The sequence below is a fragment of the Parahaliea mediterranea genome, assembly GCF_003402235.1.
Classification (GTDB): Bacteria; Pseudomonadota; Gammaproteobacteria; order Pseudomonadales; family Halieaceae; genus Parahaliea; species Parahaliea mediterranea.
In genome coordinates this window covers 235837-253341 of the sequence record NZ_QEWO01000001.1, presented here as the reverse complement: position 1 = coordinate 253341, position 17505 = coordinate 235837, and the positions used below count along the sequence as shown (strand labels likewise).

The following is a 17505-nucleotide window of genomic DNA, read 5'->3' as shown; positions in this document are numbered from 1 at the left end:
GCTAGCGGTTAGGGCGAAGACGCCAGTGTAATCAGTGATGGAGCGGGTTGCGTGTGCCGGGCGACCACCTGTGCCAGGCCGCCGCCCACCAGAAACAACACCAACCGACGCGGGCCGTGGGCGCCCACCTGAATCGTCTGTTCCACATCGGCGGTGCGCGATGGGCCGGTGACCAGGTGCAGCGCGCTGCCCACTGGACCAAGGCGCTGCCAGGCGCTCTCCTGCCGATCCACCAAGTGGCGGCCATCCAGCACTACCAGCAAAATGTCTGACAGAAACAGCAGGCCGCTCGGTACGTCTCGGCTGTCGAAGCACGCGGTGCCGGTTTCAGCGATGCCCAGGCGCGCCTGCACCAGGCCCACCTCGATACTGCCTCGCACATAAGGCTGTACTGAGTTGGCCCAATGCATGTGCGCCAAGGCCTGTGCGGTGGATACGGTGAGCCTGGCCTGCGCATCCAGCACTTTGGCGCAGGCCGCTGGCAGGGCGGCCAGTTCATCGCAGTAGTGCAATTCGACTCCCGCCGCCAATGCCTGCTGGCAGAATTCGGCAGGCACGTCATCGATGGGGCGCAGCGAAGCTTGAGCCGCCGGCTGCGCGGCGATCAGCGCCTGCGAATCTGCAGTGCCGGCGGAGGCTGCCTGGCCAGGCCCGCTCGCCTTGCGAATACGCCCCAGAATGCGTTCCCGTGCACTTTGCATCAGCCGCGCCCCTTCCTGGCCTGCCACTGCTGCTGAAAGCTGCCACCCTGCGGCGCGGGCAGGTCGCGCTCACGGCTCCAGCCCCCGAGTAACGGGATGCGACGCAAACGCCCGCGCCCGCCAGCGGCCAGCGCGAGTGCGCGGCTTCCCCAGCCGGTCAGGCTGCGGTAAAGGGCCGGGTGGCGGCTCAAGCGGGCGTGCAGGCGCAGCAACCAGCGTGATGCAATGGCAGGTGTTTGCTGCTGCTCGCGCTCGCGCAGCTTGCGCATTAAGCCCGGCAGCGGGATGCGCACCGGGCACACGGCTTCGCAGCGGCCGCAGAAGCTGGAGGCATTGGGCAGTGCGTCGTCCTGGGGCGCGCCCCGCAACAGCGGCGACAGCACCGCGCCCATTGGCCCCGGATACACGGCGTTGTAGGTGTGGCCACCAACGGCCTGGTACACGGGACAGTGGTTCATGCAGGCGCCGCAGCGAATACAGTGCAGCATGGTTTCAAACTCGGTGCCCAGCAGCGCGCTGCGGTGGTTATCCAGCAGCACCACGTGGAACTGATCCGGGCCGTCCTGCTCATTGCCGGCGCGCGGGCCGCTGAAAAAGCTGGTGTAGGACGTGATGGGCTGGCCGGTGGCGCTGCGGGCCAGCACGCGGATGATCTTGCTGGCGTCGTCCCAGGTGGGCACCACCCGGTCGAAGGAGGTGGTAATAATGTGGGTGCGCGGCAGCCTTGCGGTAAGGTCGCCATTACCCTCGTTGGTCACCAGCACCGCGGTGCCGGTTTCGGCAATTAGCATATTGGCGCCGGTAATGCCCACATCGGCGTTCAGGAAGCGCTCGCGAATAACCGCGCGGGCCTCATCCACCAGCTGGCTCACCTCATCCAGCGCCCGCTCACCGAGGCGGTGGGCATCGCGAAACAGGTGCTCTATCTGCCCCCGCGTTTTGTGCAGCGCCGGGGCCACGATATGGCTGGGCGGTTCTTTGGCCAGCTGGATGATGTACTCGCCAAGGTCGGTCTCCCAGGGCGTTATGCCGGCGGCTTCAAGTGCCACGTTCAGATGAGCCTCTTCCCCCACCATGGACTTGCCCTTGGTGACCGCCCGGGCGCCGCTGTCGCGGCAGATGTCGATCACAATGCGGCGCAGATCGTCGGGTGTTTCTGCCCAGTGCACCTGGCCGCCCGCTGCCAGCACCTGTTGCTCGAACTGCTCCAGGCACATGGCAAGGTTGGCCAGGGCACGCTGGCGCACTTCGCGCGCCTGGTCCCGCATGTGCTCAAAGTCGGGCTCGCTGGCCGCGGCATGGGCGCGCTTGTCCACAAAGCCACTACGCGCCTTTGCCAACGCCCTCTGCAATTGGCTATCTGCCAGTGCTTTATGGGCGCGCGTATTGAACTGCCGCACGGCACTCATGGCGCCCTCCCCTTACCGCTGCCCTGCCCCGCCGCTTCGCCGATGGCGGGCTGGCTTAACGCGCCCGCCAGCACCTCTGCGATATGGCGCACCTGTAAATCCAGACCGCGCCGCCTGGCGCGGCCCGCCAGGTGCAGCAGGCATGACACATCGCCTCCTAAAAGTAGATCAGCGCCAGTTGCCAGGGCGTTGTCCAGCTTGGCATCGGCCATGTGGGCAGACACTTTGCCGAACTTCACACAGAAGGTGCCGCCAAAGCCGCAGCAGACATTCGTGTCCGTCATTTCTTTCAGCACCACACCACCGCAGTGCCCTAGCAGTTCTCGCGGCTGGGCCTGGATGCCAAGTTCCCGCAGCCCCGCGCAACTGTCGTGATAGGTGCAGGACAGGCTGGCCGTGTTGTCCGCCAGCCGGGTAAATCCGGCCACTTCAACCAGAAAGGTGGTCAGCTCGTAAACGCGCTGGCAGAAGTCCTCCACGCGCGGCAAGCGCACATCACCGGCAAACAGCGCCGGGTAGTGATGGCTGATCATGCCGGCGCAGGAGCCCGAGGGCAGCACCGTATAGTCGTAGGGCTCAAAGGCTTGCACCAGCTGCCAGGCCACCTCACGGGCGTCGTCGCGCAGGCCGTTGTTGTAGCTCACCTGGCCGCAGCAGCTCTGGGGCGGCACTTCCACGGTAAAGCCCGCCGCTTCCAGCAAGGCGGCCGTGGCAAAGCCCACGCTCGGCCGGAACAGGTCAACCGGGCAGGTGGCGAACAGGCCAATGCGCTGGGCTGCCACAGTGCCGGCCTTACACGATGCCGGAGCCGGACTGTCCGCTGCTGGGGCGCAGTTTGCCCACCTGCTGGCGGTAGCCGCTGGCGCGATACACCGCCACTGGGTCGGCGGCGCCCCCCTCCAGCACGCGGGCGCGGGCCAGGATTGGGTCTACATCGGTATTGAATGCCGCCTTCAGGGTGTTGGTGGCCATCATGGCGTCGTTGCTGTCCTGGTAGGCGTAAAGCGCCTCCCTATCCACCAGCAGAGCCTTCACGTAAGAGCGCTGCACCTCCTGGGCCGAGGTCATCAGGCTTTCGATGGGGTCAGTAACGTTGTGGGACTGGTCCAGCATGTAGGCCGGGTCGAAGCCCGCCTGGCCACGCTGCTCGGCATCCACCAGTTCGTTGAAAATCAGGAACTGCTGGTACGGGTGCAGGGAGCCGCTGTCCAGGTCGTCGTCGCCGTATTTGCTGTCGTTGAAATGAAAGCCCGCTAGCTTGTGGAACTGGATCAGCCGCGACACGATCATCTCGATATTCACATTCGGCGCATGGTGGCCAAGATCCACCAGGCAGCGCGCCTTGTCGCCGAGTTCCATGGCGCACAGCACGCTGCTGCCCCAGTCCTGGATAACGGTGGAATAAAAGGCCGGCTCGAACATTTTGTGTTCCAGGAACATGGCCCAGTCATCTGGCAGCGCCTCGTAGATGGCGCGGGTGCTTTCCAGGTAGCGCTCCAACTGGCGCTGGAAGTGGGATTGCCCGGGGAAGTTGCTGCCATCGCCCACCCACACGGTGAGCGCACTGGCGCCGAGCACCTGGCCCCATTCCATGCATTGCAGGTTGTGCGCCACCGCCTGGGCCCGCACTGCCGGGTCGGTGTGGCTCAGGCTACCGTATTTGTAGGACAGCGGCTGGCCCGGCTGGTCCTGGAAGGTGTTGGAGTTCACCGCGTCAAAGCCGAGCCCCAGTTCATCGGCGTGCTGGCGCAGTGCTTTGAAGTCATCCACCCGGTCCCAGGGAAAGTGAGGAGACACCCTCGGTGTACAGCGCACCAGCTGCTGGATGACCGCGCAGTCCTGAAGTTTCTCGAACACATTGCGCGGCTCCCCCTGGCTGGGAAAGCGGGCAAAGCGCGTGCCGCCGGTGCCCGTGCCCCAGCTGGGCACCGCTACGGCGAAGCGCCGGGCCTGCTCGGTGAGCACGTCAATCTCAATGCCCCGGCGAGCAAGCACCGAACCGAGGTGGTCGTAATCCGCCTGCAGATGGGCGGCACTGTGTTGGTTGGCCTCGTTCACCAGGCCGGCGTCTATCAGTGGGGTCATCGTTCTGTTCTCTTATCGTGTCTGTCTAGCCGTAGTGAGTGGGCATCAGCGCAAAAAGGCCTCGTGCAGGCCACCGTCCACGCTGATGATCTGCCCGGTGGTTTTCGACAGCTGGCCGGACACCAGCAGGTAGGCGGCCTCCGCCTGGTCCTCGGGCGTGATGGGTTGCTGGGTCAGGGTGCGCTGGGCATAAAAGCCCGCCAGTTTGTCGCGCAGGGTGTCGTCATCGTCGCAGTCGCCGTAGGGCACGCTGTATTTGTTGAGCGATGCCAGCACCCGGTCGCGGGGGAACATGGTGCTGCCTTTCACCACCGTGGCCGGCGCCAGGCCGTTCACGTTCACCAGCGGCGCCAGCTCCATCGCCAGCTCGCGCACCAGGTGGTTGGCCGCCGCCTTGCTGGTGTCGTAGGCCAGAGAGCCGCGCTTGGGCACCGCCGCGTTCACACTGGTAGTGAGCACCAGGGCGCCACGCAACTGCTGGGCCTGCCACACGCGCGCCGCCGAGGTGGCCACAATCCAGGCGCCCTTCACATTCACCGCATAACTCAGGTCAAACATGTCCTCGTCGCTCATGCCGCCCTGCCCCGGCGCCATGAACACACCGGCGGTAACAATCACTTTGTCGATGCCGCCGTAAGCCAGACAGGTGTTGCGAAACAGGTCTTGCACGCTGTTTCGGCAGGTGATGTCTACCGCCAGCGCCAGTGCCGGCCCGCAGGACGACAGGCCGCTGCCGGCCACGCCGATGCCCTGCCCCCGTTCGGCCATGATCGCCTCGGCGGTTTGCCGGGCGCGTTCCGCATTCAAGTCGGCACACACCACATGGGCGCCCTCCCGCGCGACGCGCAGAGCCGTGGCGCGGCCAATGCCGTCGCCGGCACCCACCACTACCACCACGTCCCGCGCCAGCGGCTGTTCGGGGGGCATGCGCTGCAGCTTGGCCTCTTCCAGCAACCAGTACTCGATGTCGAAGGCTTCCTGCTGGGGCAGCGCCACGTACTCGCTGATCGCCTCGGCACCGCGCATCACCTCCACCGCACAGTTATAAAACTCGGCGGTCACCCGCGATTCGCTCTTGTTCTTGCCCCAGGCGATCATGCCCACACCGGGGATCAGGCACACGGTGGGGCTGGCCGGGCGCAGGGCCGGCGAATTGTCGTGGTGGCAGCGCTCGTAATAGGCGCGGTAGTCCTCGCGGTAGGCCGCGATGCCCTCTTCCAGCATGCGTTTGAGGCCGGCCATGTCGTCAGACTGGGGATTCCAGTCCACAAACAGTGGCTTGATTTTGGTGCGCAGGAAGTGGTCGGGGCAGGAGGTGCCCAGCTCCGCCAGCCGGGGCGCATCGTGTGAGTTCACAAAGCGCAAAATGGCATCGTCGTATTGCACAGTGCCTATCATCTTGGCGTCAGCCGATACCAGGCCGCGCAGGAAGGGCAATACTTCCGCCAGCACGGCGTTGCGCTCGCTCTCGCTAAGCGCCGCATACTTATGCCCGCCAAAGGTGCGCTCGCCCCTGTCGTGCTGTGCGATGTAGCGCGCGGCCTTTGCGATGATGTCGAGGCTTTGCTCGTAGCAGGCCTTGCTGGTGTCGGCCCAGTTGATCACCCCGTGCCCACCAAGAATAACCCCGCTGGCCTCGGGGTGCGCGCGGCAAAGGTCACGCAGCTTAAGGCCAAGGTCAAAGCCCGGGCGCTGCCAGGGCGTGTACACCAGTTCGCCCCCCCAAATCTGCTGCGTCAGGCGCTCCGCGTCGGCGCAGGCCGCCACCGCAATCACCGCATTGGGGTGCATGTGGTCCACATGCTTGTGCGGAATATAGGCATGCAGCGGCGTGTCGATGGACGGCGCGCGGGCATTGAGGTTGAAGGTGGTGTGGGCATAAAGGCCCACCATCTCGTCTTCAATGGCGGTTTTGGCGCCGCTTGCGGGCGCGGCCCGGTACAGGGCTTCCAGTTGCAGCAATTTGTCCTGATAAAGGGAGGCAAAGTTACTGGGGCCGGCGGTGCGCAAGTCCCCTCCGCTGCCCTTCACCCACAGCACCTCAACCGGCTCGCCGGTCAACGGATCCGTCTCGGTGAGTTTGGCCGAGGTATTGCCGCCGCCGGTGTTGGTGATGCGCTGGTCGCTGCCAAGGATGTTGGAGCGGTAGACCAGTGCCTGCAGGGGCGACAAGTCCCGCGCGTCTTCGATGTTCCAGCGGTTATCGACAATGGGGTCTGCGGGTGTGGCACCTTGGGTCACTGAACGGCCTCCTGATGATGGCATTGCCGACCGGCCGCAGTCTGTTCGCAAGCGCTCTGTGGCTCACGGCCGATCATGTTCAGTCATTATCACTCACGAGCAGGTGAGCAGCCACCCTCTGTGCGATATTTTTTTATGAATAATTTATTAGAAAACAGGAAGCCAGCCCAAGGTCACCGGCGTGAAGCCAAAGTTAACGCAGGCGCTGATGGGCCAAAGAGGAATGAGGAAAGAGGAAGAAACAAGAAAGATAAACAACAGGGGATGCTCAGGGCTGGCGCAGAGGTGGCAAATAGAACTGCCACCACAACGCCGGTAGAGCACCCCTACGCCACAAGGGTGGCAATCGGGTCACTGGGGCTGCCCAGCAGCCCCGGGTTTCCAATCTTCCAAATCACTACTCACTGTTCATCCCCAAAACGATAGCGCAGTGAAATGCCGTACATGCGAGGCTCGCCGTACACCGTGTTGGTAAAGCCCGACGACTGGCGCAAGCCCACGTACTCGTTGATGGCGTAGGTTTCATCGGTGGCGTTGGTGACAAAAGCCCTGGCGTCGAGATTGCTGCCGAACAGGCGGTTCCATTCCATTGACAGGTTCACGGTGGTGTAGTCGTCAATCCAGGCGCCCGGGTCATCCAGGGGCGAGGTAGTTGCCGATGAGTAGGTTTCGCCCTGGTAGTTGACGCTGGCGAAGAACTCAAGGTCTCCCAGGTTCTCACCCAGTGGCAGGAAATAGTTGAAGTTGAGCGACGCGATATGTTCCGGCGTATTCTGGAACGGTATGCAGGAATAATCCGCCACCACATCGGCCTGCCCCACCGAGGGCACCGTCAGCGGGCCATCGCAAGGGAACATGGTGGAGCCGCCACGCAGTGGATCCGCGTAGATGGTCAGGTCGTAATCGCGGTACTCGGCATCGGTATACGAATAATTGAAGGCGATTTCGACATTCTCGAAAGGAGCGATACTCGCCTCCAGTTCGACACCCTGGATACGGGCTGAATCGGCGTTGAAGGTCACGGCCCCCTGGTCCAGGCAGGTTGCGTTAGCAGAAAAATCCTCACCGTTGGGGCCGGTGCACACAAAGTCTTCCGTGCTGCTGTTGCCGTTAAAGTCATTGGCGTCCGGCAGGAAGTTACCAATGGGGAAGTTATCCGCCGAGGCACGCTGGATGTCGTCGTAATCCATGCTGTAGAGGTTCAGGTTCAAGCGCGCCGGCACTGTGCCCAGGGCGAAATCGGTTTTCATGCCCAGCTCGTAGCTGGTGACCAGTTCCGGTTCGTAGGTCAGTTGCCGCGGGGCAGCGTAGTTGAAGCCGCCCGCTTTGTAGCCACGGGTCACCTTGCCATAGAACAGCGCAGAATCACTCAGCTGGTAATCAAGTCCGATGGTCCAGGTCCACTCCTTGCTCTGCTGGCGCGCTTCGCGCAGGGCCAGCTCGTATTCGGTGGGCGAGCTGTAGACACGGTCGGAATAGAAATTACTGGTGAATCTCGAGGCGTCGGTTTCATCGTCGGTATGGCGCACGCCAATCGTCAGGCGGAAGTCATCCAGGCTGTCGCTAAAGGCGCCCATGTTCAGTGTGCCCTGGGAGTAAAAGGCCAGTGCGGTAATTTCCTGTTCGTAGAACGTCCCGGTATTCAGGCTGGCGGCGTTGAAAGAGCCGGTGCCTTGTAGACCTTCCGGCTCCACCTTGGCGTAGTAGGTGCCAAGGACATAGTCCAGATCGTCATTCAGCGCCGTGCCCTGCAGTTGCAGCTCGAAGGTGGTCTGGCTGCTGTTGGAGATGGAGCCCTCCTCGCCCGCCGCGCCATAGGGATTGCTGTTGTCGTTCTCCAGAATGTAGGAGTTGATCTGGGCCAGCATTGGCAGCAATGTGCCATCCAGATCCCAGTCGTAGTCCAGGTCCATTTCCTGGTAGCTGATGATGTTGCGAACCTGCAGGTTGTCGCTCAGTTCGAAGGACAGTTTGTTAATGTAGGCCTCGTGTTCGATACGCGTGAACTGGTCGGTATTCATCGCCGTCTTGCGCTCGCCCAGTTGCTTTTGCACCGCCAAAATGCCCTGGGTAATGGTAGGGTCAAACACGTTGCCCGCCAGTACATTGCCAGCACCGTAGGCCATATTGCCGGACAGGTTGGCAACATTCGGGCCGTCTCCGGCACCGCTGAAAACAAACCCCGTCCCGTTGTCTTCAGAAACCGAGCGCAGCATCACCAGATAGTTCTCAATGCGATCAGTGGGGCGCCACAGCACGCCGACCCGGGCATGCCAATAGTCCTTGTTGTCGTAGTCCTTGCCGGCAAAGCCGGGGCCGCGCTCGCCCGGCGCAAAGGCCGCGCACAGGGGCTGGGCGGTGGGCAGGCACACATCGTTGTAGCCAAAGGGGTTGGGGCCAACGTCTTCAGTGAACCCGTCGCGCTTCACTCGCTGCACGGCGGCGCGAACCATCAGGGTGTCGTCGATGACTGGGATGTTGATGGCCCCTTCGTATTCGCGATCCTGATAATTGCCGGCCTGGGCCTGAAGGTAGCCATGCAGCACTTCATTCGGCTGCTTTGGCTCCAGCAGCAAAGCGCCCCCGGTGGTGTTGCGGCCAAACAGTGTACCCTGCGGGCCACGCAGCACCTGCAGTGAGCTGAGGTCAAACCAGGTGCCGGGGCCGCCCTGGTTGGCGATAATGCCAGACTGAATCAGCGGCACCTCGGCGAAATAATTTACCACGCCCACCGGCGCCAGATAGGTTGCCCCCTGCCCGCGAATGGTCACCACCTCGGCGTTGCGCGGGTTACCGGAGCTGGACACGTTCAACGACGGCACTTTGCCCAGCAGGTCGTAGGGATTTTTGATGTTCTGCTTGCGCAGCGCATCGCTGTCCAGCGCACTAATGGCAATGGGCACATCCTGGATGCTTTCCTGGCGCCGCTGGGCGGTGACAATCACCTCTTCCAGGCGCCCGACTTCCTGCGCCTGGGCAGGCGTGCCCACAAGGGGTGCCGCCAGTGCGAAGCTTGCCGCCAGGGACTGTATGGCAAGTGGCAAACGCCTGGGAGTGATAGCCGCTCGGGGTTGGGGGGATGTTAAGGCAAAGGCGATCGTTGTCATTATGTGTCCTCTAAACGCAGGGTGCCAATTGAGTGGATGGCGAATGGATGTTGAAAAAACTGCAACGCATGCCGGATCAGCGGAGCGTGAAATGCGCCGGCTCTGGTGAGCGCGTCATATTCCAGTAGTCCACCAGACGCCAGGGGCTAGACAGGTACAAGCGCCCCTTGCTGTTCTGGTAGTAGCTGTTTACGCGGGGATGTCCCCAGATCATCTGCTCCAGCTTGGCATCCAGCTGTTGGTTGTAGTTGTCGTGGGCCGTTTCGCTGATTTCCAGCGCCGTGCCGCCGCGCTGGTGAAGCAAATCCAGGCTGGCAAGAATGTAGTGAATCTGGCTTTCCGCCAGAATATTGACGCCGCCACCGTGATTGGGGGCGCTGTTCGGCCCTGAGCCAACAAACAGGTTGGGAAAGCCCGGCACCAGCAAGCCCAGGTAAGCGCGTGGGTCTTCCTCTCCCCAGACATCGCGGATGCTCACGCCATCGCGGCCAACAATCTCAACGGTGGACAGCATCTTGGCGTGCATGTACCCGGTAGCGAAGATAATCACGTCGACTTCGATGAGCCGCCCGTCGCGGGTAATAATGCCGTCCTCGACAATCTGCTCGATACCGTCGGTCTCCAGGGCGACATTGTCCCGCTTGAGCATGTCGAACCAGCCGTTATCCATGCAGAAGCGCTTGGCGCCTGGGGGATAGTCCGGTGTGACCTTGTCTTTCAGGTCCGGACGGTCGGCCAGCTGCTCGTCAATGTAGCCCAGCAAGTACTGGCGAATCTGTTCGTTGGTGGCGTTGACGGAGACATCAGGCAGGTGCCAGTGCGGGTCAATCAGCACGTTGTTGTACCAGTTGTCGGAGGCATTCCAGTAGGTTTGCAGGCGCCACCACTGGGCGTAGTGCGGTATTTCGCGCATGGCGCGCGCCTGGGCCTCGGGAATCTCGTCGTTCAGGTTGGCCACCGGCATCACCCAGTGCTTGGAGCGCTGGAACACCGTGAGCTGGCTGGCGATCTTCGCCATCTCCGGCGACACCTGCATGGAGCTGGCGCCGGTGCCTATCACCGCTACGCGCTTGCCGGCCAGATCCACACTGTCGTCCCAGCGGGCGGTGTGCATCTTGGTGCCGCGGAAGCTCTCGTGGCCGGCGATGTTGTAGGGCTTGGGGCGGGTGCTGAAGCCAGCGGCGGTCATGATGGCGTGGTAGTGCCTCAGCTCCTCACGGCCATCCTCGCGGGCGCGCGTGCGCACCTCCCACACCTCGCTTGCCTCGTTCCAGGTGCAGGAGACCACCTCGGTGTTGAAGATAACCCGGTCCCGCACACCGTATTTGTGCGCGCAGTGCACCAGGTATTTTTGGTTGTCCGGCCCGCGCGAGAACCAGTGCGTCCAGTCGCCGTTCAGTTCAAAGGAGAAGGAGTAGTAGTGACTTGGTGTATCCACCGCCAAGCCCGGGTAGCGGGTGTGGAACCAGGTGCCCCCCACCTCGGGGTTACGCTCGATGATGTCGTATTCATACCCCGCCTCCGCAAAGCGGACACCGGCATTGATGCCGGTAAGGCCAGCGCCAATTATCAGCACACGAAAGTCGGCCGGCGGCTTCTGGTAGGGAACGGCATCCTTTCCGGGGATATGCGTAAAGCCGGATTGCTCCAGGACCAGGGGCACAAACTCATCATCAACGGGCTCGCCAACGGCAACACTCATCATGCGCTGCATCGCTTTGGTGTCTGGCTCTCTGGCCGCCAGCGGGGGCTCCCTGGTCAGCAGCGTGAACAGGCGTTCGCGCAGGTCCTCGGCCAGCGCCTCTGGCACGGCTGCCCCACCCTGCATCATGGATTTGATGTGGGGTGAGTAGCGCTGCAACAGCGACTCATCCCCACCCAAGTGAACGTAGACCATCAACAGGGTGGGTATATCGCCCGCTGTCAGCATTTCCCGCAGGCCGGCGTGGTCGCGGATGGGCAGCACACCTTCGGGCGTGTTGGCGGTACTGCGGATCGTTGGTATCTGATTCATTTGGGTTGCTTTCTATTTATTTGATTATGTTTAACTTACCTATAATATTTATTTTAGTCACCCTCAAAATTTGAACCACCTGAGAGTAAGCAGGGAAGGTGCGCACGCGAGGGGCCGGCCAGGGCTCAGGGCGACCGCAATGCCCCCCGGCACACTGCAATCGGAAATACGCTACGCTCGGTGCAGCCCCCCATCAGGACCCCAGCAACTGTACGTTTTCGCTGAGCGCGCCTTCCGGGTCTGTGGCAAACAGCACCCGCACGCCGTGTTCTGGCATGTCCTTGATATCGCCCACGGTGCTGCCGCCGTTGTCGAGAATGCGCTGGCGCACGACTTCCAGGTCGTCACACACAAAGCCGAGGATGACCTGCTGGTCGCGTGGCTTGGGGCGATCGAGGAAATTGAACATCACCAGCGTCTCGCCCTGCATGCTGGCGCTGGTGCCGAGGATAACCTCCCGAAAGGGTTCGCCCAGCCCGCCGCTGTCTCCGGCAACGCGCGCCACTTCCTGCAGGCCGTACACCGCCATGTAATAGGCCGCCATGCGCTCTTCATCACCGACAATAAGCTTGGTAAAGAAGGATCGGGGTTTATCTGCCATTGTGGTTTCCTTGCTGTTCGAGTTATGTATTCAATGGTGGATTGGGTACTCAGCGCAGGCCGTCCAGCCCCTCCACCTCGTCCTTGAGTAAACCGCCAAGGCGCGAATGCACCCTGCCCCCGGTGCCCATGACCAGCGAGAAAAGGATTTCATCCGGCCGTGGAGCGTCCTGCAGGCCAACCTCCATGGAATTGAAGTGGCTGCGCACAAAGGCTGCGTGGATATAGTGAACAGGCACCATCATGCGATAGCCCGCGCACGCCACCGCTTTGTTGGCCGGCACCATGGCCTTGGGCTGGCCAAGCACCTCGCGCATGGCCCAGCCCCCCGCTTCGTGCCACACGGCACCGTGCTCCATTTCACCGTTGATGCCGACGATGGCCGCCTTGCTGTACACCTCCACGCGCTCCCTGCCACCAAGCGTAACCACCAGTTCTTCTGCCAGTTCGCGGCCAAGTGCGCGCAGTTCCGACATGAAGGGCATCAGGTCTGCTTCATAGCGGCCGGCAAAAGGGTTGCGAATCACCGCCGTTGCCGCCGCCATCGTCAGCGGTGTGTCGGTGACGGGGCCACCTTCGTGAAAGATGGTTTCTGTGCTGAGTGCTCGCTTGCGAATGGCAACCAGATTGCTCACGCGGTGTCCTCCCCTTCTGAATGCTGCTGGTGTTGTTTGAGAAAATTGAATATCTCGGTGTTGTCTGCCTGCGGTGGCAGGCTCTGGGCGGCGTTGGCCCACAGGGACTCAACCATGGCCAATTGCGGCAGGGCCAAACCCGCCCGCTCAGCCAGCTGGCTGGCCACACCCAGATCTTTATGCTGCAGCGCCAGGGCGTAACCGCCGGAAAAGCTGCCAGACAGGATGAATTGGCACAGCTTGGTTTCCGTGGCCACATTCCTGCCACTGGCTGCATTCAGAATGTCGACAAACACTTCGAGATCAAGGTCCATCTGCTGGGCCATCAGCAGGGCCTCGCAACTGGCCAGCAGGCCAGCCGCGTAAACGTAATTGTTCAGGGCTTTCATCGCATGGGCCGAACCAACCCTGCCAGTGGGAATGATGACGCTGCCCATACAGGCCAGCACCGGCCGCGCCCGCTTGAGCGTCTCACTGTCGCCACCCACCATGATCGACAGTTGCCCCGTCTCCGCCTTGGCGACCGAACCGGACACGGGAGCATCCAGCAATGACATCCCCTTCTCGTTCAGCACGGCATGCAAGCGTCGGGTTTCACTGGGGTCTGAAGACCCCATATCGACAATCGTTGCCCCTGGCCGAAGTACCTGGCAAAGCGAGGTGCCTTCACCGGCTATCACCGCCGAGGTTACCTGGCTGTTGGGCAGCATGGTTATTACCAGGTCACAGTCGGCCAGCGCGTCGAGGGAGGTAACGGCTTGCATGGTCTTGCCACTGTTTTTGGCAAGTTGCGCGGCGTGCGCATGGTCCGCGTCAAACACTTTGACGCCTGCCACCGTCCCCCGGGCCAACTGACAGGCCATGGGTTCACCCATTTTGCCAAGGCCAATAAAACCAACCAGACGGCCAGTGCGCAGGTGGGAAGATTCTGTCATTAAACGCTCCGATTCAGGCCAGGGCATGCTGGCCTGCCTGGTTGGGCGCTGCGTTGCGGATGAGCGGTATCAGCACCAAAGAAAGCATCAGCAGCCCCGCAAACAGCACAAAGGCCCAGTGATAACTGCCGGAAACATCGCGAATCCAGCCGGTAAAGGGCGGCATTATCAGGTTCAGGGGCAACAGGATGGGGCTCATCAGCCCCATAACCCTGCCGTAATTGAGCGCGCCATAGGTGCCGGCCAGCAGGGCGCTCCACACCGGCAACATACCGCCCCCGCCAAGGCCAAGGACCAGGCTGCCCAGTGTCAATCGCCAGGTATCCGGCACACCCCAGAAGCAGCCAATGCCGGTGGCAATCAGCCCGATGATGCCGCCAAGGACAAGCCGCACATCGCAGCGGTCGGCCAGCCAGCCGAACAGCAGCGTGCCAGGAATGGCCGCCAGGGCGATGTTGGCGATAATCCGCGTGCCCTGATCCCGGCTGGCGCCGGTCTCAATCACAAAGGGCATGAGATTGCCCATGGTGGCAGTGAAGCAGGCGAACATGACGCTGACCACCAGGGCGATGAGCCAAAAGCTGCGGTGGCGAATGATGGCGTGGGTGGAGCTGAAATGCCCCTGGGTGTGCTGGGCGCCGCCGCCCTTTTCTTCGGGCGGCACATAGCCCTTCTGCTGCGGCCGATCCACTATCAACAACCACACCGGGACGGCCATGGAGGCAATGCACACAGCGATCACCCTCAGCCCGTCACGCCAGCCCACCGTGTCGGCCAGCCACTGAATGAACGGGGGATAGAAGAACCCGCCGAAGGAGGTGCCCGCCGCGGCAATGCCCAGGGCGATGCCGCGGTTGGTGGTAAACCACCGCGCCAACAGGGTGGATGCGCACAGTGGCCCCAGCAGGGTATAGCCGGCACTCAGGCACAGGCCGTAGATCAGCGGTACCTGCCACATGGCACGGGTCAACGAAAGACCCACAAACCCCACCGCCGTTATCAACAGGGCCGCAATCAGGATGTTACGCAGTGAATAGCGATCAACCGCAATACCTGCAGCGGGCGAAATCACCCCGGCACCCAGCGTCATGCACGTCAGGCCCAGCATCAGCACCATGCGACTCGGTGCGTAGGCCTCCGCCAGGGGTATGGCAATCACGCTGTAGGAATAGGACAGGACGCCAGCGCCGGTCGCGTGCATGAGAAAGGCTACGGCAACCTGTATCCAGGGCCATGCGCTGTTGTTGGGCACGTTACAGCCTCCCTGGCGTAGCGCCAGCGGCAAAAGCAGGCGGACTTGTGTTAGGCTGCGATGCCGTCCTCTGGCTCCGGCGGGAAGTACAGCGGCGTACCCACATGGTAGACACGGGTGAGCAGGCCGATAAACGCCTTGTCGGTCAACGGGTCCGAGGGCATGTCGAAGTGCTCTCCCCGCGCCTTCAAGTCCTGAATAAAAATATCGAAGACCTGGTCGTGGGTAATGTCGTCGGTGTGATCAACGGTGCGTTTCAACTCGTCCAGATCCATGTAGACATTGGCGCCCCAGTGCACCAGAAAACGGAACTCCGCCTCGGGTATCTGCTGGATGACTCTGTCGCCGGTGCGAATGCGCCAGCCGCCCTCGACACTGGGGTCTGCCTCCATCACCGAGTCAAAGGCCAGGCCCTCAGGCTTTCTCATGGCCTTGGGGCCACAGCTCTGGGCGGTGTGGAACATCATCTCGTTCTCTACCACCACGGCACGCCCCCACATGGGCGCCTGTATCTGTTTTGGCTGCAGGTGTGGGCCATCCGGCCAGTAGCTAAAGCCGCCGCCGATCTTGCCCCGATAGTACCAGGCGATCACCTGGGCCTTGCGAGCCTGCCAGCGCTTGAACAGGCCGGACTTGACCATGGTGTTCATCAGCCAGATTGGCGTGTTCTCGATGGTCAGGCCGCGAAACCGTGTGCCATCCACATGCGGGTTGCCGCTGTCCTGGCTGGGCCCCTGGATATTGAACAGCATGCTGTCCGGCTCGGCGTACTTCGCCCCCCAGTAGTCGCGCACCAGCTTCAGAAACGCGGGGTTATAGAAGCAGTCCTCGATTTCAGGCTGGCTGCACACACCCCCGTGAGAAAAGTAGCCCCGGAACACTGGACTCAGGAACATATCCAGGCTGGGCTCAACCCCCTCCGGAAGAGAGCCGGAGGTGGTGGCGATCAATTCCTCGGCGGATTTGAAATGCTGGGAAATAATAAGCGTCCACGGGCCATTGCGGCGCACCACGTCCAAAAGCCGTTGGTGCTGGTCTTCGCTGTAAACCCCCTCAATGATTCTGGGCTCTGCCACCGGGCGAAAGACCTTGGCGCGTTCGATATCCATGATGACTCCTCCTTTGGCGGTGATTGCAGATTGAGGGAACAGGCCTGAGCGCCCACCCAATCACCGCCGCACTATTTATTTTATTGATACTTTAATACTAAGCATAGGTTTGGGCCGATCGGCGCGTCAAGCCCGAGGGGGCGCTGCAGCGATATGCGCCCGACGGGTTAGCCAATATATACCCGCCTCAAAAACAGGCATTGAAAGAAGCCTCAGGAATATGGGCCCGCGCTGTTGCGCACCTGTTTATTTTATCGATAAGATATTGAACTTTACCTGGCACCTGCGCGCAAGTCGGCAGGACTACTGCAGTCATTCAAGAGGTTATCCCATGGCCATGACCCAACAACGCCGCGAAGAACTTTCCCGCATCCTGCGCCCGGCGGCGCCGCCGCGCGAGGTGAGCAATGTTTACAGTGAAGATCAGTTGCAGCGCCTGCTTGGCGTAATGCGCGACAACGGCCCCTGGCCGCTGATTCTCGCCCAGCACTTTGCCTCTGCCGAAGAGCTGATCGCAACCCTGTCGGGCGGCGCACCGGACGGCGGTGGCCTGTCGCTCGATATGTTCATCACGCCGACCTTCCGCGGCTTTCTGGCCAATTACTCGGCCCCGCTTTACCCCGAAATTCATGACTGCTTTTACAACGAAACCTTCCTGAATATGGCCAAGGACTACTGGGGCGCCAAGTACGCGAAGCCCCAGATGATGCTGTTCAACGTGAACGGCCCCGCGGGCAACCTGGACCCGGGCCACCTGGACAGCCCCAGCTTTCGCGGTGTGCGCTACGAAAATACCCCCACCTGGCTGTGTGCGGTGATGGGCAAGTCTGGCCTGTTCCAGGATTACCTGATCAAGATGGCCCAGGTGATTACCTGGTTCTCCCACTGCCCACAGAGCGGCTTTACCTACTGGCCAAACGGCCCGCTGGAAGCACCAGAGCGCCTTATGCCACCCATCTACAACCGCGGTGTGCTGGTGCAGAACGAAATGATGTTCCACCGCGGCGAGGCCAACGGCCCGCTGGAGCAACAGCGGCCGAAGGGGCTGGCCTTCGACACCCTGTTCTCGGGTGATCCGAATGACACCAACCAATGGCTGCTGAAAACCGGCGACAATGTGATCGCCCGTCACAGCACTGATGAGCTGCGCTTTCTGGTGCACTGGTCCGCCGAGGTGTTCGAGGACTTCGATGAGTTGAAGAAGAACATGGACGGCAGTGACGACCTGACCCACGAAAAGGCCATCGAGATGATGATCGACGATGTGCGCGCACAGGGTATCAGCATCGAGACGCCCACCGACCCGCTGCACGACGCCACCTTTATCGCCCAGCTCAACGCCGCCTACGACATGGGCGGCCCCAGCAGCTACCCCGAGGATGCGCCTGTTACCCCTATGTACACGGACGCGGCCTGA

At 61.9% G+C, this 17505-nt stretch carries 13 protein-coding genes; 1 reads left to right on the top strand and 12 read right to left on the bottom strand.

Features of this window, described 5'->3' with window-relative positions; genetic code table 11:
* Positions 1-8: 8 nt before the first annotated feature.
* From DDZ17_RS00960 to DDZ17_RS00905, 12 genes are all read right to left on the bottom strand, one after another.
* Positions 9-701, bottom strand: coding sequence for a LutC/YkgG family protein (locus DDZ17_RS00960; RefSeq protein ID WP_116364089.1), 693 nt, complete (start codon positions 699-701; stop codon positions 9-11).
* On the bottom strand, positions 701-2110 hold the full coding sequence (locus DDZ17_RS00955; RefSeq protein ID WP_116364088.1) for a lactate utilization protein B: 1410 nt from the start codon (positions 2108-2110) through the stop codon (positions 701-703). The genes DDZ17_RS00960 and DDZ17_RS00955 overlap by 1 nt, the downstream gene beginning before the upstream one ends.
* Complete coding sequence (locus tag DDZ17_RS00950) at positions 2107-2892, bottom strand: (Fe-S)-binding protein (RefSeq protein ID WP_116364087.1); 786 nt, start codon at positions 2890-2892, stop codon at positions 2107-2109. Before DDZ17_RS00950 ends, DDZ17_RS00955 begins: the two co-directional genes overlap by 4 nt.
* Positions 2893-2902: 10 nt before the next feature.
* A complete protein-coding gene (rhaI, locus tag DDZ17_RS00945) occupies positions 2903-4195 on the bottom strand; it encodes an L-rhamnose catabolism isomerase (RefSeq protein ID WP_116364086.1) in 1293 nt (430 codons plus the stop codon).
* 45 nt (positions 4196-4240) lie between these two features.
* Positions 4241-6436 carry a bifunctional rhamnulose-1-phosphate aldolase/short-chain dehydrogenase gene (locus DDZ17_RS00940; protein WP_241505748.1) on the bottom strand — a complete coding sequence of 732 codons (2196 nt, stop codon included), beginning with the start codon at positions 6434-6436 and terminating at the stop codon, positions 4241-4243.
* Between the two features lie 401 nt (positions 6437-6837).
* Positions 6838-9426: a TonB-dependent receptor gene (locus DDZ17_RS00935; protein WP_170150127.1), complete on the bottom strand. Its 2589-nt coding sequence runs from the start codon at positions 9424-9426 to the stop codon at positions 6838-6840.
* A 193-nt stretch (positions 9427-9619) separates the two neighbouring features.
* Positions 9620-11557 carry a flavin-containing monooxygenase gene (locus tag DDZ17_RS00930; protein ID WP_116364083.1) on the bottom strand — a complete coding sequence of 646 codons (1938 nt, stop codon included), beginning with the start codon at positions 11555-11557 and terminating at the stop codon, positions 9620-9622.
* A 193-nt stretch (positions 11558-11750) separates the two neighbouring features.
* On the bottom strand, positions 11751-12158 hold the full coding sequence (locus tag DDZ17_RS00925; protein ID WP_116364082.1) for a VOC family protein: 408 nt from the start codon (positions 12156-12158) through the stop codon (positions 11751-11753).
* A 49-nt stretch (positions 12159-12207) separates the two neighbouring features.
* A complete protein-coding gene (locus DDZ17_RS00920) occupies positions 12208-12792 on the bottom strand; it encodes an amino acid synthesis family protein (RefSeq protein ID WP_116364081.1) in 585 nt (194 codons plus the stop codon).
* Positions 12789-13727: an NAD(P)-dependent oxidoreductase gene (locus DDZ17_RS00915; RefSeq protein ID WP_116364080.1), complete on the bottom strand. Its 939-nt coding sequence runs from the start codon at positions 13725-13727 to the stop codon at positions 12789-12791. Before DDZ17_RS00915 ends, DDZ17_RS00920 begins: the two co-directional genes overlap by 4 nt.
* A gap of 13 nt (positions 13728-13740) precedes the next feature.
* Entirely contained in the window at positions 13741-14979 is a 1239-nt protein-coding gene (locus DDZ17_RS00910) for an MFS transporter (protein WP_116364079.1), read from the bottom strand.
* 50 nt (positions 14980-15029) lie between these two features.
* Positions 15030-16088, bottom strand: a complete 1059-nt coding sequence (locus tag DDZ17_RS00905; RefSeq protein ID WP_116364078.1) for a hypothetical protein — start codon at positions 16086-16088, stop codon at positions 15030-15032.
* A 337-nt stretch (positions 16089-16425) separates the two neighbouring features.
* On the opposite strand from DDZ17_RS00905, the gene DDZ17_RS00900 reads away from it, so the two are divergent.
* A complete protein-coding gene (locus tag DDZ17_RS00900) occupies positions 16426-17505 on the top strand; it encodes a hypothetical protein (protein ID WP_170150126.1) in 1080 nt (359 codons plus the stop codon).

What these genes read in the sequence shown, in the direction of transcription:
- DDZ17_RS00960 (WP_116364089.1), bottom strand. Translation starts at nt 701, where the DNA reads ATGCAAAGTGCACGGGAACGCATTCTGGGGCGTATTCGCAAGGCGAGC.
- rhaI (WP_116364086.1), bottom strand. Translation starts at nt 4,195, where the DNA reads ATGACCCCACTGATAGACGCCGGCCTGGTGAACGAGGCCAACCAACAC.
- DDZ17_RS00915 (WP_116364080.1), bottom strand. Translation starts at nt 13,727, where the DNA reads ATGACAGAATCTTCCCACCTGCGCACTGGCCGTCTGGTTGGTTTTATT.
- DDZ17_RS00900 (WP_170150126.1), top strand. Translation starts at nt 16,426, where the DNA reads ATGACCCAACAACGCCGCGAAGAACTTTCCCGCATCCTGCGCCCGGCG.
- DDZ17_RS00930 (WP_116364083.1), bottom strand. Translation starts at nt 11,557, where the DNA reads ATGAATCAGATACCAACGATCCGCAGTACCGCCAACACGCCCGAAGGT.
- DDZ17_RS00905 (WP_116364078.1), bottom strand. Translation starts at nt 16,088, where the DNA reads ATGGATATCGAACGCGCCAAGGTCTTTCGCCCGGTGGCAGAGCCCAGA.
- DDZ17_RS00955 (WP_116364088.1), bottom strand. Translation starts at nt 2,110, where the DNA reads ATGAGTGCCGTGCGGCAGTTCAATACGCGCGCCCATAAAGCACTGGCA.
- DDZ17_RS00925 (WP_116364082.1), bottom strand. Translation starts at nt 12,158, where the DNA reads ATGGCAGATAAACCCCGATCCTTCTTTACCAAGCTTATTGTCGGTGAT.